15 protein-coding genes are annotated in these 13,795 nt (G+C 70.0%); 11 read left to right on the forward strand and 4 right to left on the reverse strand.

The features are described from left to right. The first annotated feature begins 1 nt into the window (after position 1). The 5 genes from ACSHWB_RS44020 to ACSHWB_RS44040 are packed head-to-tail and all read left to right on the forward strand — an operon-like array spanning position 2 to position 4,931. Complete coding sequence (locus tag ACSHWB_RS44020) at positions 2-1,567, forward strand: ABC transporter substrate-binding protein (RefSeq protein ID WP_439659281.1); 1,566 nt, start codon at positions 2-4, stop codon at positions 1,565-1,567. Continuing rightward, positions 1,534-2,538 (forward strand): ABC transporter permease, encoded by a 1,005-nt coding sequence (locus ACSHWB_RS44025; protein ID WP_439659282.1) that lies wholly within the window; start codon positions 1,534-1,536, stop codon positions 2,536-2,538. Before ACSHWB_RS44020 ends, ACSHWB_RS44025 begins: the two co-directional genes overlap by 34 nt. After that, entirely contained in the window at positions 2,531-3,415 is an 885-nt protein-coding gene (locus ACSHWB_RS44030) for an ABC transporter permease (RefSeq protein WP_439659283.1), read from the forward strand. The genes ACSHWB_RS44025 and ACSHWB_RS44030 overlap by 8 nt, the downstream gene beginning before the upstream one ends. Further along, positions 3,409-4,311 (forward strand): ABC transporter ATP-binding protein, encoded by a 903-nt coding sequence (locus ACSHWB_RS44035; protein ID WP_439659284.1) that lies wholly within the window; start codon positions 3,409-3,411, stop codon positions 4,309-4,311. The genes ACSHWB_RS44030 and ACSHWB_RS44035 overlap by 7 nt, the downstream gene beginning before the upstream one ends. Continuing rightward, positions 4,293-4,931: an ABC transporter ATP-binding protein gene (locus tag ACSHWB_RS44040; RefSeq protein WP_439659285.1), complete on the forward strand. Its 639-nt coding sequence runs from the start codon at positions 4,293-4,295 to the stop codon at positions 4,929-4,931. Before ACSHWB_RS44035 ends, ACSHWB_RS44040 begins: the two co-directional genes overlap by 19 nt. Here the strand turns inward: ACSHWB_RS44040 and ACSHWB_RS44045 are convergent. From ACSHWB_RS44045 to ACSHWB_RS44060, 4 genes are all read right to left on the reverse strand, one after another. Then, positions 4,903-5,427, reverse strand: a complete 525-nt coding sequence (locus tag ACSHWB_RS44045; RefSeq protein ID WP_439659286.1) for a class F sortase — start codon at positions 5,425-5,427, stop codon at positions 4,903-4,905. The genes ACSHWB_RS44040 and ACSHWB_RS44045 overlap by 29 nt on opposite strands. Then, entirely contained in the window at positions 5,427-6,164 is a 738-nt protein-coding gene (locus ACSHWB_RS44050; RefSeq protein WP_439659287.1) for a DUF4397 domain-containing protein, read from the reverse strand. Before ACSHWB_RS44050 ends, ACSHWB_RS44045 begins: the two co-directional genes overlap by 1 nt. Positions 6,165-6,265: 101 nt before the next feature. Next, entirely contained in the window at positions 6,266-7,015 is a 750-nt protein-coding gene (locus ACSHWB_RS44055; protein WP_439659288.1) for a hypothetical protein, read from the reverse strand. A gap of 26 nt (positions 7,016-7,041) precedes the next feature. Next, positions 7,042-8,166 carry a GAF domain-containing protein gene (locus ACSHWB_RS44060; RefSeq protein WP_439659289.1) on the reverse strand — a complete coding sequence of 375 codons (1,125 nt, stop codon included), beginning with the start codon at positions 8,164-8,166 and terminating at the stop codon, positions 7,042-7,044. A gap of 128 nt (positions 8,167-8,294) precedes the next feature. On the opposite strand from ACSHWB_RS44060, the gene adh reads away from it, so the two are divergent. The 6 genes from adh to ACSHWB_RS44090 all read left to right on the forward strand — a co-directional run bounded on the left by adh (position 8,295) and on the right by ACSHWB_RS44090 (position 13,714). Then, positions 8,295-9,818 (forward strand): aldehyde dehydrogenase, encoded by a 1,524-nt coding sequence (gene adh / locus ACSHWB_RS44065; protein WP_439659290.1) that lies wholly within the window; start codon positions 8,295-8,297, stop codon positions 9,816-9,818. Further along, positions 9,818-10,168 carry a DUF779 domain-containing protein gene (locus ACSHWB_RS44070; RefSeq protein ID WP_439659291.1) on the forward strand — a complete coding sequence of 117 codons (351 nt, stop codon included), beginning with the start codon at positions 9,818-9,820 and terminating at the stop codon, positions 10,166-10,168. The genes adh and ACSHWB_RS44070 overlap by 1 nt, the downstream gene beginning before the upstream one ends. Before the next feature lie 17 nt (positions 10,169-10,185). Beyond that, the gene (locus ACSHWB_RS44075) at positions 10,186-11,040 is read left to right on the forward strand and encodes a hypothetical protein (protein WP_439659292.1); all 855 of its coding nucleotides are present in this window, start codon (positions 10,186-10,188) and stop codon (positions 11,038-11,040) included. Continuing rightward, positions 11,037-11,888 carry a hypothetical protein gene (locus tag ACSHWB_RS44080; RefSeq protein ID WP_439659293.1) on the forward strand — a complete coding sequence of 284 codons (852 nt, stop codon included), beginning with the start codon at positions 11,037-11,039 and terminating at the stop codon, positions 11,886-11,888. The genes ACSHWB_RS44075 and ACSHWB_RS44080 overlap by 4 nt, the downstream gene beginning before the upstream one ends. A 68-nt stretch (positions 11,889-11,956) precedes the next feature. Beyond that, positions 11,957-13,228, forward strand: coding sequence for a hypothetical protein (locus ACSHWB_RS44085; RefSeq protein ID WP_439659294.1), 1,272 nt, complete (start codon positions 11,957-11,959; stop codon positions 13,226-13,228). A 99-nt stretch (positions 13,229-13,327) separates the two neighbouring features. Further along, positions 13,328-13,714, forward strand: coding sequence for an SgcJ/EcaC family oxidoreductase (locus ACSHWB_RS44090; protein WP_439659295.1), 387 nt, complete (start codon positions 13,328-13,330; stop codon positions 13,712-13,714). The last annotated feature ends 81 nt before the right edge of the window (positions 13,715-13,795 follow it).

The following is a 13,795-nucleotide window of genomic DNA, read 5'->3' on the forward strand; positions in this document are numbered from 1 at the left end:
CATGCGGCGAGCTGTTCTGGTGGCCCTCGTGCTGGTGGCGGGGTGCTCGTCCCCCGACGGCGCGACGACCGGTCCGGCCACGTCGATCGTGATCGGCGCGGGCAGCGAGCCGGAGAACCTCAACCCGGTGCTCGGGTACGCCCCGGACGGCGCCGCGAAGATCTTCGACGGCCTCGTCTCGCGTGACGCCTCGCTGGCGCTGAAACCGGCACTGGCCGCGGAGCTGCCGACGGCGTCGGCGGACGGGCTGACGTGGACGGCCAAGCTGCGCAAGGACATCACGTTCTCCGACGGCACGCCGGTGTCCGCGAACGACGTCGTGTTCACCTACAAGTCCTTGCTGGACAAGAAGGTGAACTCCACGATCGCCTCCCGTTTCGACGCGCTGGCCGACGTGGTGGCGCTCGACCCGGGCACGGTCGAGTTCACGCTCGCTTACCCCTACGCGCCGTTCGCCCAGCAACTCGCGCTCGGCATCGTGCCCGCCGCGAAGCTGACCGGCACGGACATCAACAGCGCATCCTTCAACACCGCCCCGGTCGGCACCGGCCCGTACGTGGTCGAGTCGTGGCGCAAGGGCGACCGGCTCGTCTTGAAGGCCAACGAGAAGTACTGGGGCGGCGCGCCCGCGATCAAGAGCGTGACCGTGGTGTTCGTGCCCGACGACAACGCCCGCGCGACCCGCATGGCCGCCGGCGAGTTCGACGGAACGGTGCTGCCGCCCAAGCTCGCCCAGACCTACCGCGACCGGTCCGGCTACAAGATCGTGCAGAACCCGTCCGCCGACTACCGCGGCCTCGGCATCCCGTCCGAGCTGCCGTTCACCTCGACTCCGCAGGTCCGGCGCGCGATCAACCTCGGTCTCAACCGCCAGGCCATGATCGACGCCGTGCTCGCCGGTTCCGGCAAGCCCGCGTCCACGCCGATCTCGCCGTACCTGAAGGACTGGTACAGCGAGGGTTCCGCGTTCCAGTACGACGTCGGCGAGGCCGAGCGGCTGCTCGACGAGGCCGGGTGGCGCAAGGGTGCCGACGGCAAGCGCGCCAAGGACGGCCAGCCCGCCAAGCTGCCGGTCCTCTACCCGGCGCCGGACGTGCTGCGCAAGGAACTGGCCCTCGCCACGGCCTCCGACATCGCGAAGCTCGGCATCGACGCGCCCGTCGAGGCCACCACGTTCGAGATCATGCTGCAACGCCAGAAGGAAGCGGCGGCGGTGTGGGGCGGCGGCGACCCGTACGACCCGGACACGGCCGCGTACACGTTGCTGCACTCGCGCTACGCGGGCCAGCAGGGCTACGTCAACATGACGCTGTACCGGAACTCCACTGTGGACACCGCGCTCGACACCGCGCGCCGCAGCCTCGACCCGGCCGCGCGCAAGAAGGCCTACGACGAGTTCCAGACGGCGTACGCGGCCGATCCCGGCTGGGCGTTCCTGGTGTTCCTCGACCACACCTACGTGCTGCGCGACAAGTGGAACGGCCAGGAGACCCAGGTCGAACCGCACGACCACGGCCTCGTGCACGCGGTGTGGTGGAACCTCGAGCGCTGGACGCCGAAGTCGTGACCCGGTCGATCGGCCTGTTCACGCTGCGGCGCCTGGCCTTCGCGGTCCCGGTGCTGCTCGTGGTCAGCTTCGCGCTGTTCGTGCTGGCCAAGGCCAGCCCGTTCGACCCGGTCGAACGCTACTTCGGCGTCCGGATCATCGGTGCCTCACCGGAACGCGTGGCGCAGCTGCGGGAGAACTGGGGCGTGGACGAACCCGTCGTCACCCAGTACTGGGCCTGGCTGCGGCACGCGCTGGCGGGCGACCTCGGCGACTCGCTGTCGTTGCAGCAACCCGTGTCCGCGGTGATCGGCGACCGTCTCGGGTGGACGGTGCTGCTGGTGTCGGTCGGCTTCACGCTGGCGCTGGTGCTCGGACTGCTGCTGGGCACGCTCGCGGCGTGGCGGCAGGGGTCGTGGCTCGACCGCTCGATCACGGGCAGCTGTTACGCGCTGGAGGCCGCGCCGGTCTTCTGGCTCGGGCTGGCGGTGCTGTACGTGTTCGCGCTGCAGCTGCGCTGGCTTCCCGGCGGCGGTGTGACCACCGGGTCCGAACCGCCGTCCGTCGGCGGGGTCGCGGTCCACATGGTGCTGCCGGTGGCGGTGCTGGCGATCTCGCAGGCGCCGTGGTTCGTGTTGTTCGTGCGGCAGAACCTCCTGGAGTCGTTCACGCAGGACCACGTGATCGGCGCACGGGCTCGCGGGTTGCCCGATCACCTGGTGGTGTCGGGGCACGCGCTGCGCACCTCGCTGCTGCCGTTCCTGACGCTGCTCGGCGCCAGGCTGCCCGAGCTGATCACCGGGGCGTTGCTGGTGGAGACGGTGTTCTCGTGGCCGGGCATCGCGCGGGCGACGGTGGAGGCGGCGCTGAACGTCGACTTCGCGCTGCTCGGCGCGCTGACCGTGATGGCGACGGGCGTGGTGCTGCTGGGCAACCTGCTGGCCGACGTCCTGTACGCGCTGGCCGACCCGAGGGTGGCGCTCGATGGCTGACCTGATCTGGCGGCCCGCCCCGCGCAGCCGCCTCACCGCCGCGAGCCCGCCCCGCTCACCTCGCTGGCGGCTGCTGCCCTCCGCGGTCATCCTCGCCGTGGTCGCGCTGACCGTCGTGGTCGTGCCGCTGTTCGTGGAGCTCAACGAGCAGTACGTCGACCTCGCGATCGCCAACCAGCCGCCGTCGGCCGCGCACCTGTTCGGCACCGACGAACTGGGCCGCGATGTGCTGCTGCGCTGCGTCTACGCGCTGAGGGTCTCGCTCACCGTCGGCGTGGTCGCGGCCCTGATCTCCGCGATCGCCGGCACGGCCGTCGGCGCGCTGGCGGGGTCGATCGGCGGCTGGTTCGACCGGATCATGATGCGCGTGGTCGACGCGATCGCCTCGGTGCCGCACCTGTTGCTGGGCATCGTGATCGTCGCGATCCTGCGGCCGAGCCTGAGCGCCGTGATCATCTCGATCGCCCTGACGCACTGGCTCACCGCGGCCAGGATCGTGCGGTCGGAGGTGCTGTCGCTGCGGACCAGGCCGTTCATCGACGCTGCCATCGTCGGTGGTGCCTCGCGACTCCAGGTGATGACCCGGCACCTGCTGCCGAACGTCGCCCCGCAGGTCCTGCTCGCGACCACGCTGATGGTGCCGCACGCGGTGTGGCACGAGACCGCGTTGTCGTTCCTGGGCCTCGGACTGCCCCCGCACGCGGCCAGCATCGGCAACATGATCAACGACGCCCAGCGCTCGTTGCTCATCGGCGGCTGGTGGATGTCACTCGCACCGGGACTGCTGCTGATCATCACGACGCTGGCGGTGTCCGGGGTGAGCGGTGTGTGGCGGGACCGGCTGAACCCCAAGCGGCGCACGGAGTTGACGTGGTGAACCTGGAGATCGACCGGGTGTCGGTGCGGTTCGCGCTCAAGGGCGCGACCGTCGAGGCCGTGAACGACGTGTCGCTGCGGATCCGGCCCGGCGAGTGCGTGGCGCTGGTCGGCGAGAGCGGCTGCGGCAAGACGGTGCTGGCCTCGGCGCTGCTCGGGTTCCTGCCGGGCAACGCGGAGACCAGCGGCAGCGCGCGGCTCGGCGACGTGGACCTGCTCGCGGCGACCGACCACGAGCTGGCGACCACCGTGCGGGGCAGGCAGATCGGCCTCATCCCGCAGAGCCCGGCGAGCCACCTCACGCCCGTCCGCACCGCGCGTTCCCAGCTGGAGGAGGCCGCGCGGATCCTCGGTGGTGACGCCGCGAAGGCCGCCGAACGCGCCGGTCTGCTGCCCGAGCACCTCGACCGCTACCCGCACGAGCTGTCCGGCGGCATGGCGCAACGGGTCGCGAACGCGTTGGCGCTGGTCGGCAACCCGTGGCTGCTGATCGCCGACGAACCCACCACCGGCCTCGACCGCGACCTCGTGGACGGGCTGCTGGACGAGTTCCGCAGGCTGGTCGACGACGGGCACGCCGTGCTGCTGATCACGCACGACCTCGCGGCGGCGCACCGGATCGCCGACCGGATCGCGGTGATGTACGCGGGCCGGATCGTGGAGGTCGGCCCCGCCCACGAGGTGCTCGACAGCTCCCGGCACCCCTACAGCCGAGGGCTCGCCAACGCCCTGCCGGAACGGGACTTCCTCCCGATCCCCGGCCAGCCTCCCCTGCTCACCGACCTGCCGGCGGGCTGCGCGTTCGCCCCGCGCTGCGACCAGGCCACCGCGATCTGCGAGGACCGCCCCGTGCTCACCGACGACCCGCACGCCGTCGCGTGCCACCTGCCGTGCTGACCGCGCACAACGTCACCGCTGGCTACAGCGCTCCGGTGATCACCGACGTCAGCCTCACCGTCCACCCAGGACAGACCGTCGGTCTCGCCGGGCCGAGCGGGTCGGGGAAGTCCACTTTGGCCCGGGTGCTCGCGTTGCTGCACAAACCCTTCGCCGGCACCGTGGAGATCGACGGCGAGACCGTCACCGGGTTCCGGTTCAAGGCACGGCAACGCACGAGGATCGGTGTGCTGTTCCAGCAGCCCCGGCTCTCCGTCGACCCGCGCTTCACCCTCCGCCAGGCGATCGCTGCGCCCCTCCAGAACCAGGACCGCGTCGGCGAACTGGCCGAGCTGGTCATGCTCACCGACGACCTGCTGGGCCGCCGGCCGCACGAGGTCAGCGACGGCCAGCTGCAACGCGCCTGCCTGGCCCGCGCGCTGGCGTTGAACCCGCGCTACCTGATCTGCGACGAGATGACGACCATGCTGGACGCGTCGACCACGGCCGCGCTCGTCGGCGTGATCCGGGCGTACCAACGTGAATCGAACGCGGGAGTTCTCGCGATCTCGCACGACGCCACGCTGCTGGACAGGTGGGCGGACGAGACCGTCAGACTTTCAGCACCGCGTCCACGATGACGTTGTTCCGGTAGCTGCCCGCGACCCGGTCGAAGTCGCCGCCGCAGGTCACGAGCCGCAGTTCCGACAACGGCGTCGGCCCGTACACCGCCTCCGTCGGGAACGCGGTCTTGTCGGTGGTGTGGGTGCCGCTCACGACGAACGTGAGCTTGCTGCCGTCCTCGCGCTCGACGAGCACCTCGGCACCGGGCTGCAGCTCCGGCAGCCGGAAGAAGACGCCCGGACCGGTCCTGGAGTCGACGTGCCCGGCGATCACCGCAGGTCCGGGGGCTCCCGGCGCGATTCCGGCCGCGTACCAGCCGGCCTTGTCCGTGCGCGTCGGCGGCTCCAGCGCCCCGGTGGAATCCACCTTCAGCGCCTCGAGCTTCGTGTCGACGCCGATCGAGGGGATCAGCACGGTGACCGGCTCCGGTGCCTCGTCCGCGCCGGGCCCCTTGACCACGTAGATCAGCGTGACCAGGACCGCCACTCCCATCAGGAGCTTGCCCTTGGCCATCAGCCGAACCGGAACAACCGGCCGCGCACGGCGTACATCCCGACGCCGACGATGAGCGCGATGACCAGCGCGGTGAGCCAGTCCCAGCCGCCCGCCATGCCGCCGAACCCGGTCTCCTGCCCGCCGGTGGGCACGACCTCGGAGCCCTTGGCGTCGGTCCGCAGCTCGATGCGCCGGGCGTTGACCAGCAACGAGTAGACGCCGCCTGCTTCGAGCGGCGCGTCCAGCGTCGTCGAGTCCTTGCCGCGCTGCTGCACCTGCAGGCCGTCCGAGCCGGGCGGCACGAGGACGTAGCCGGTCGCCGAGTTCGGCTGCACACCGCGGTGCACCGTCGTGGCGCCCCGCTGAACGTCGGTCTCCGCGTCGCCCGCGTTGATCACCCGCAGCCTGGCCTGGCCGTTGGGCGGCTGGCTGATGTCGTCCTCGAGCACCTTCATCGAGGACGCGATGTCGACGATCGTGTACGCCTGCCCGCTGCCCACCCGCACGCTCAGCGACCGCAGCAGCGGGCTCCCTGGCTCGGACATGCGGAACTCGACGACGTGCTCCCCCGGCTCGACGCGCCGGTAGTCCCACAGCTCGGCGTAGTCGAGGGTGCCGAGCTTGACCCCGTCGAGGACGGCGTCGACGCGCGCCTGGTCCGTCGACATGTGCCCGAGGCGCAGGTACGTGCCTGTCGCCGCCTGCGCGGGAGAGGCCGTGAGCAGCAGCAACAGCACGACAGCGAGCACTCGCACGCGGCCCCCTCCCCTCACTGAACGGTTCAACGATAACTCGGCTGATCAGGATGCGGTGAGGTTCCGCCGCCACCGGTTACCCCGCCGCGGATCAGTTGATGTCAGCCCCGCGGGAACCGATCGGTGACGTCCAGCCCGTCCGGCAGCACCTCGAACAGGTCGACCGGCGTCCGCTGCGACACGAGCTCGCTCCGGTGCCGGCGTTTCAACCGGTCCCGCGCCACCACGACCTGCTGGCCGGGCGCGGACAGCACGAGGACCGGCACCGCGCCCTGCGCGACGTGCCCGCTCACCCGGTCCGCGGGCCCGCGCCCGAACTTGAGCACCTTCCCGTACCGCACCAGGTAGAGCAGGGGCTCCTCGCCGCGCAAGCGCTTGAGCCGCCGCACCTCCCCGGTCTCGTCGTCGCGGCCCCACGTGCCGTGCGACTTCGTCAGCCACCGGTACCCGGTCCACGGCAGCCCGTGCACGTCGGTCGCGAGCACGGTCCAGCCCGGCCGGAAGTACTTGGCCAGCCGGACCTTCACGGTCGTCGCCGCGAGGAACTCCGAGTTCTCCCGCCAGGTGCCGTCGAGCTCGAGCCGGTGCGCGATCTTCTGCACCGCCGGGTCCGGCACCGACCTGTCGTCCAGGCACACCAGGCACCTCGTGTGCCAGCCGACGCCGCACGAGCGCGCGACACCGCACCACCCGCACCGCTGGATCTGGACGGGAGCGCCGCCGGGCCTGTCGTGCTCCACCTTCATCTGGTCCGACACGACCTGCAGGCACGGTGCGCACAAAGAGCACCACGCGACCTCGGTGACCTCCTTGCGCGGCAACCGGGTCATGCAGTTGATGCACTGCTTCACTTTTCGCCCTCCCCTTGCGGGAAAGCCTATTCCAGCGCCCTTCGCAGACGCGAGGAGACGAGCGCGTGACGAGGGTCGGCGGCCGGGAGCAGCAGGTGCAGGCGTTCGAGCACCTCGGCGTCCTCACCGCTGTCCGCGAACGACAGCAGCGCGTCGAGATCTCCCCGCTCCAGCACGCCCTTGCGCACCGCGGCGGCCAGGTCGACCCGTTCCTCGCGCACCACCGGCGCGTCCGAACGGGGCAGCAGATCGCCGCTGTAGTGCCGGGTGGCCTTGCCGGCGTCGCCGGATCGCAACGCCGTCCGCACGTCGAGGAAGTCGCCGCGCACCACCGCATCGAGCCGATATGGCCTCGTCAACAGGACACCACCGAGCTGCGCACGCAGCCTGTGCAGCTCCGCGCGGACCGTGGTCGGGTTCCCACGTTCACCATAGAGCAACAATGCGAGTTGTTCGGCCGTCAGTCCCTTGGGGTGCAGGGCGAGCGCCGTCAGCACCTCCGCGTTGCGCAACGTCAGCCCCAGTGGCCGTCCGTCGAGCTCCGCGTGCAGGCCGCCGAGGAAGTTCAGGGTCAGCACGTGCTGCCTCGGCGCGAACTGCCCGAGGTGGTGCTCGGCGAGGCGGGCGGCCGCGGACACGAGCTGTGCGACGGCCGGGTGCATGGTCTTGAGCGGCCCGCTGACGTCGACGACCCCCAGCAGCACCCCCGTGTGGGGGTCGTGGATCGGACTCGCCGCGCACGTCCAGCCGTGGTAGGTGCGCACGAGGTGTTCGCGGGAGTGCACGGTGACGGACCTGTCGGTCGCCAGCGCGGTGCCCATCGCGTTCGTGCCGATGACGTCCTCGCTCCAGCGCGAGCCCTCGGTGAGGTGGACGCGTTCGGCCTGGTGCCGGATCTGGTTGTCGCCCTCGCACCAGAGGATGTGGCCGCGGGTGTCGGTGACGATCATGATCGTGTCGTCCATCGACAGCGTGTGCGTGAGCAGCGGGACGGTCGCGGCCAGCGGATGCGCGCCGCGCAGGTCCGCGACCTCGTCCGGCGCGTAGACCACAGGGGCCTCGTGCCGGTCCGGGTCGACGCGCGCGGCAAGGGAGCGCCGCCACGACTCGAAGATCACCGGACGCGCGGCACCCAGCTCGACTGGGTCCATCGGTCCAGGATGCAGCCCGTAGCACCACACCGGCAAGCCTGGGGTTGCTCCGATCGGATGCAACGTGGGTGAAACGTTGCCGGTTCTACGTTCGCCGCCTGTTCGCAACGAGGCGGAAGGCAGGGCCCATGGCGAAGTACGCGGCTCCAGGACAACCGGACAGCGTGGTCACCTATCGCGACCGGTACGACCACTTCATCGGAGGCGAGTACGTGCCGCCCGCCAAGGGCCAGTACTTCGCCAACCCCTCCCCGGTCACCGGTGAGGACTTCACCGAGATCGCCCGCGGCACCGCCGAGGACGTCGAACGCGCGCTGGACGCCGCCCACGGCGCCGCCCGTTCGTGGGGCAGGACCTCGGTCGCGGAGCGCGCCAACGTGCTCAACAGGATCGCCGACCGCATCGAGGCGAACCTGGAGATGCTCGCGGTCGCGGAGACGTGGGACAACGGCAAGGCCGTCCGCGAGACGCTGGCCGCCGACCTGCCGCTCGCCGTCGACCACTTCCGCTACTTCGCGGGCGCCCTGCGCGCCCAGGAGGGCGGCATCTCGCAGATCGACGAGGACACGGTCGCCTACCACCTGCACGAACCGCTCGGCGTCGTCGCGCAGATCATCCCGTGGAACTTCCCGATCCTGATGGCCGTCTGGAAGCTCGCCCCCGCGCTGGCCGCGGGCAACGCGATCGTGCTCAAGCCCGCCGAGCAGACGCCGGCGTCGATCCACGTCCTGATGGAGCTGATCGGCGACCTCATCCCGCCGGGCGTGCTGAACGTCGTCAACGGGTTCGGCGTCGAGGCCGGCAAGCCGCTCGCGTCCTCGCGCCGCATCGCGAAGGTGGCGTTCACCGGCGAGACGACCACCGGCCGGTTGATCATGCAGTACGCCAGCGAGAACATCATCCCGGTCACGCTGGAGCTCGGCGGCAAGTCGCCGAACGTGTTCTTCGCCGACGTGGCCGCGCAGCGGGACGCCTTCTACGACAAGGCACTCGAGGGCTTCACGATGTTCGCGCTGAACCAGGGCGAGGTCTGCACCTGCCCGTCGCGCGCGTTGGTCCAGAGCGACATCTACGACAGCTTCATGGGCGACGCGGTGGCGCGCACGAAGGCGATCAAGCAGGGCCACCCGCTCGACACCGAGACGATGATCGGCGCGCAGGCGTCCAACGACCAGCTCGAGAAGATCCTTTCCTACATCGACATCGGCAAGCAGGAGGGCGCCCGCGTCCTGACCGGTGGCGAGCGCGCCGACCTCGGCGGTGAGCTGTCCGGCGGCTACTACGTGACGCCGACGATCTTCGAGGGCGACAACAAGATGCGGATCTTCCAGGAGGAGATCTTCGGCCCGGTCGTGTCGGTCACCCGGTTCTCCGACTACGACGACGCCATGAAGACCGCGAACGACACCCTCTACGGCCTGGGCGCGGGCGTGTGGTCGCGCGACGGCTCCGTCGCCTACCGCGCCGGCCGCGACATCCAGGCGGGCCGCGTGTGGGTGAACAACTACCACGCCTACCCGGCGCACGCGGCGTTCGGCGGCTACAAGCAGTCCGGCATCGGCCGCGAGAACCACAAGATGATGCTCGACCACTACCAGCAGACCAAGAACCTGCTCGTCAGCTACTCCCCGAATGCCCTGGGCTTCTTCTGATGCCCCGCGTCGCACTGACCCCTGAGGCCGCGGACGTGCTCCGCGGCCTCAGGGCTGAGCACGGCGACCTGATGTTCCACCAGTCCGGCGGCTGCTGCGACGGCTCGGCCCCGATGTGCTACCTGGCAGGGGAGTTCCGCACGGGCGGGTCCGACGTGCACCTGGGTGATCTCGCGGTCGACGAGTTCGTCATTCCTGTGTGGATGTCCGCGGCGCAGTTCGAGTACTGGAGCCACACGCACCTCACGATCGACGTGGTGCCCGGCCGTGGGAGCGGTTTCTCGCTGGAAGCACCGCTTGGAATACGTTTCCTGGTGCGCTCCCGGCTGCTCACGGACGAGGAGCTGTAGCGCACTACCATCTGCGCATGACCGTCCAATGCGGATGCTGCGGAGCCGAGATCACCTCTACGGACCGCATCGACTACCGGCTGAACCGTCCGGAGCAACTGCTCGGCGTGCCCGGCGAGCGACTCGGTGCCCCCACGGGCGGGTTGCTCGTCGGACCGGACGGCGACTCCTACATCCGTTGCCTGCTCCCGGTTCGGCTGACCGGCGGAACAGAGCTCGTGTTCGGCGCGTGGACGCAGATCAGCAAGGTCGACGCGATGTACGCCCACGCGGTGTGGGACAACGACGAGCAGTACGCGAACCTGCGGGTCTCCGGCACGTTCGCGAACGTCATCAAGCCGTGGGACCTGCTCGGCGTGCCGGTGGAGGCGGCGGTGCTCAACACCGACGAGCTGCCGTACTTCACCTCGCACCCGTTGCTGGAACGGGAATGGGACCGCGACGAGGTGCTGTGCCGCATCCGGCACCCGCTGCCGATCCCCGTCCGCGAGACCCTCGGCGAGGTCTGGACCGTCGAACGCACCGACGGCATGCGCTGCGCGGTCGAGGGCCGCACGGTGAAGTTCACGAGCCCGGACCGCCTGGTGGCGCTCGACGTCTACGCCGACCTCACCGGCGGCAGCGTGAGCGACTTCCTGGGCGCCGTCCTCGACGGCTACCCCGCCAGCGCCGAGCACTCGGTGACGCACGACGGCCCGGAGTTGCGTCACGTGTTCTGGCTCAGCGAGGTGATCGACGGCCACGAGGAGCAGGTGTTCCACGGGCACGTCGTCCGTCCCGGCACGATGATCTCCGTGCGCTGCGTGTACCGCTACCCGGCCGACCGCTCGTGGGCGCAGCACGTGCTCAACAGCGTCCGGTACATCGGGTGACGGCCTGCGAGTGCTGCGGCACCGAGGTGGACGACGCGGGCGCCATCGACCTGGATCTCGGCCTGCCCGCCGGCGTGCGGAACCCGAAGCTCCTGGCGGGTGGCAACGTGCTGCTGGCCAACGACGAGGCGTTCGTCCGGGCCGTGCTGCCCGTCGAGCTGACCGGCGACCTCGAACTGTGGTTCGGCGCCTGGATGCGCGTCGACCCCGACGACGCCCTGCACGCGGCCGACTCGTGGGACGCCCCCGGCTACGCCTCGCTGCGGATGACCGGCACGTTCGCGCACGACATCAAGCCGTGGGACGGCCTGCGCGGCGCCGAGGTGACCGCCGAGGTCCGCGAGCCCGACGACCTGCCCGAATACGTCCAGCACCCGTTGCTCGGCACGGTGTGGGACCGCGACGAGGTGCTCAGCGGCTACCTGGTCGAGCTGCCGGTCTCGATCCGGCAGAGGCTGCCCGGCCAGTGGAGCATCGAACGCACCGCGGGCCTCACCCCGCACGTGCTCGAGGAGGGCCTGCGCTTCGCCGGTCCCGGCCGCGCGGTGTTCGTGGACGTCCGCAGGGCCATCGGCACCTCCGCGGACAAGTTCCTGGAGATGGCGTTGGAGGGAGCTCCGGACGTGCCAGAGGACCAGCAGTTCCTCGTGCGCGACGGCGTGGAGCTGCGGCACGCGTTGTGGCTCACGGCCAGTTCGGAGGGCGTGCCGCGGCACGAGTTCCACGGGCACGTCGTGCGGTTCGGTGAGATGCTCGTGGTGACGTGCGTGCACGACGCCCCGGCCGACCACGCGTGGGCTCGTCACGTGTTGAACAGTGCCCGCTTCCGCCGCGTGACGCGCTCGTAACGTCAGGGAAATCCCAAGTTTGTGCGAGTGAACTGGACCACTTATCGAGCGGGACTCACGATTCCGCCATGAACGTCCTGCTGGCATTCGCACTCACCGCGAGTCTCACGTCGCCGGTGCACCTGCCTCCGACCGCACCGTGCCCGGAGAACGTCCCCGCAGGCACCACCTGCTACGAGGGCCGGGACCCCAACGGTGCGTACTACACGATCGCCGTGCCGAAGAAGTGGAACAAGACGCTGGTCGTGCACTCGCACGGTGGCCCCGACCTCGGCGAGCCGACGCCCGAGCGCACGCGTGACGACCTGAACCGCTGGGCCGTCATGGTCAAGGAGGGCTACGCGTGGGCGGGCACCTCGTACCGGCGCGGGGGCTACGGCACGCGGATGGCGGCCGAGGACACGAACAACCTGCGCAAGATGGTCAGCTCGATGCTCAAGCCGCACAAGGTCTACCTCCACGGGCAGTCGTGGGGCGGCAACGTCGCGGCCAAGACCATCGAGCTGTACAAGGGTTATGACGCGGCGTTGCTCACGAGTGGTGTGATGGCAGGCGGTTCGCGCGGTTACGACTACCGCGTCGACCTGCGCGTGGTCTACCAGTACTACTGCGGCAACCACCCGCGGCCGTCCGAGGCGCAGTACCCGCTGTGGCAGGGCCTGCGTCCCGGTTCCACGATGACGACGGCCGGGCTGCGCAGCCGGATCGAGGAATGCCTTGGCGTGGCGGGCAGTCGCACGCCCGAGCAGCAGCAGAAGCTCACCGACATCCTCACGGTCACGAAGATCCCCGAGGAGACGCTGAACTCGCACCTGAACTTCGCGACGTTCACGTTCCGCGACATGGTGCACCTGCGTCTGGGCGACCGGAACCCGTTCAGCAACACCGGCGTGGTGTACAAGGGTTCGCACGACGACAAGGCGCTGAACGCCGGCGTCGAGCGCTTCGCCGCGGATCCCGCCGCGCGTGCCGAGCTGGCCTACGACAGTGACCTCACCGGCAAGATCGACATCCCGGTGCTGTCGGTGCACGCGATCGGTGACCCGACCGCGTTCGTCGAGCACGAGTCCGCCTACAAGGACGTCGTGACGAAGGCCGGGCGCTGGTACAACCTCGTGCAGACCTTCACCACGGAGGCCACGCACAGCGCGTTCAGCGACTCGGAGTACGCCGCGGCCATGCAGTCGCTGCAGGCCTGGGAGAAGTGGGGCATCCGCTCCAACGCGTTCCTGATCGCGGCGGCCTGCCCGGGCCACGACAAGAAGTACGGCACCGGCTGCTTCTACAACCCCTGGTACAAGCCGAAGTCCTACGAGTCCCGGGTCGCGCCCCGCGCGTGACTCGTTCGGGGCCCGGCACACCGCCTCCACAACCGCTGTGCCGGGCCTCGGTTTCCCGGCCTTGACCTCTACGTTGGTCGAGGTACGACGATCTTCACCATGACCGACATCGCGGAGATCGAAGAGCTCGTCGCCACCGTCCAGCACTCGCAGCAGAACGAGTTGGCCGAGGAGTTCATCGACCTCTTCCGCGCCGACGCGATCTGGACGACCGCGCACGGCAAACGCCTCAACGGACGCGACGAGATCGCCTCCTTCACCCGCCAGGTCCTGCCCGGCGCGGCGAAGGAGGCGACCGCCACGTACGAGGTGGCGCACGTGCTGTTCATCCGCCCGGACGTAGCGGCCGTCAAGATCCGCCAGCGCCCGGTCCGGCCCGACGGCACCCCGATCCTCGACCAGAACGAGGGCTCACCGCTCTACGTCCTGTCCAAAGAGGACGGCGCATGGAAGATCGCCGCCGGACAGAACACCATCGTGCTCTGAGCACCTGGCCAGAAGTTCCGTCCCCGGCCCGTCAGGTCCAGTTCCCGACGGCCAACAAGGGCCCGGCACCCCCTTTTTTTT

Origin of the sequence: Lentzea sp. HUAS TT2 (assembly GCF_051853195.1) — a bacterium.
Taxonomy (GTDB): domain Bacteria; phylum Actinomycetota; class Actinomycetes; order Mycobacteriales; family Pseudonocardiaceae; genus Lentzea.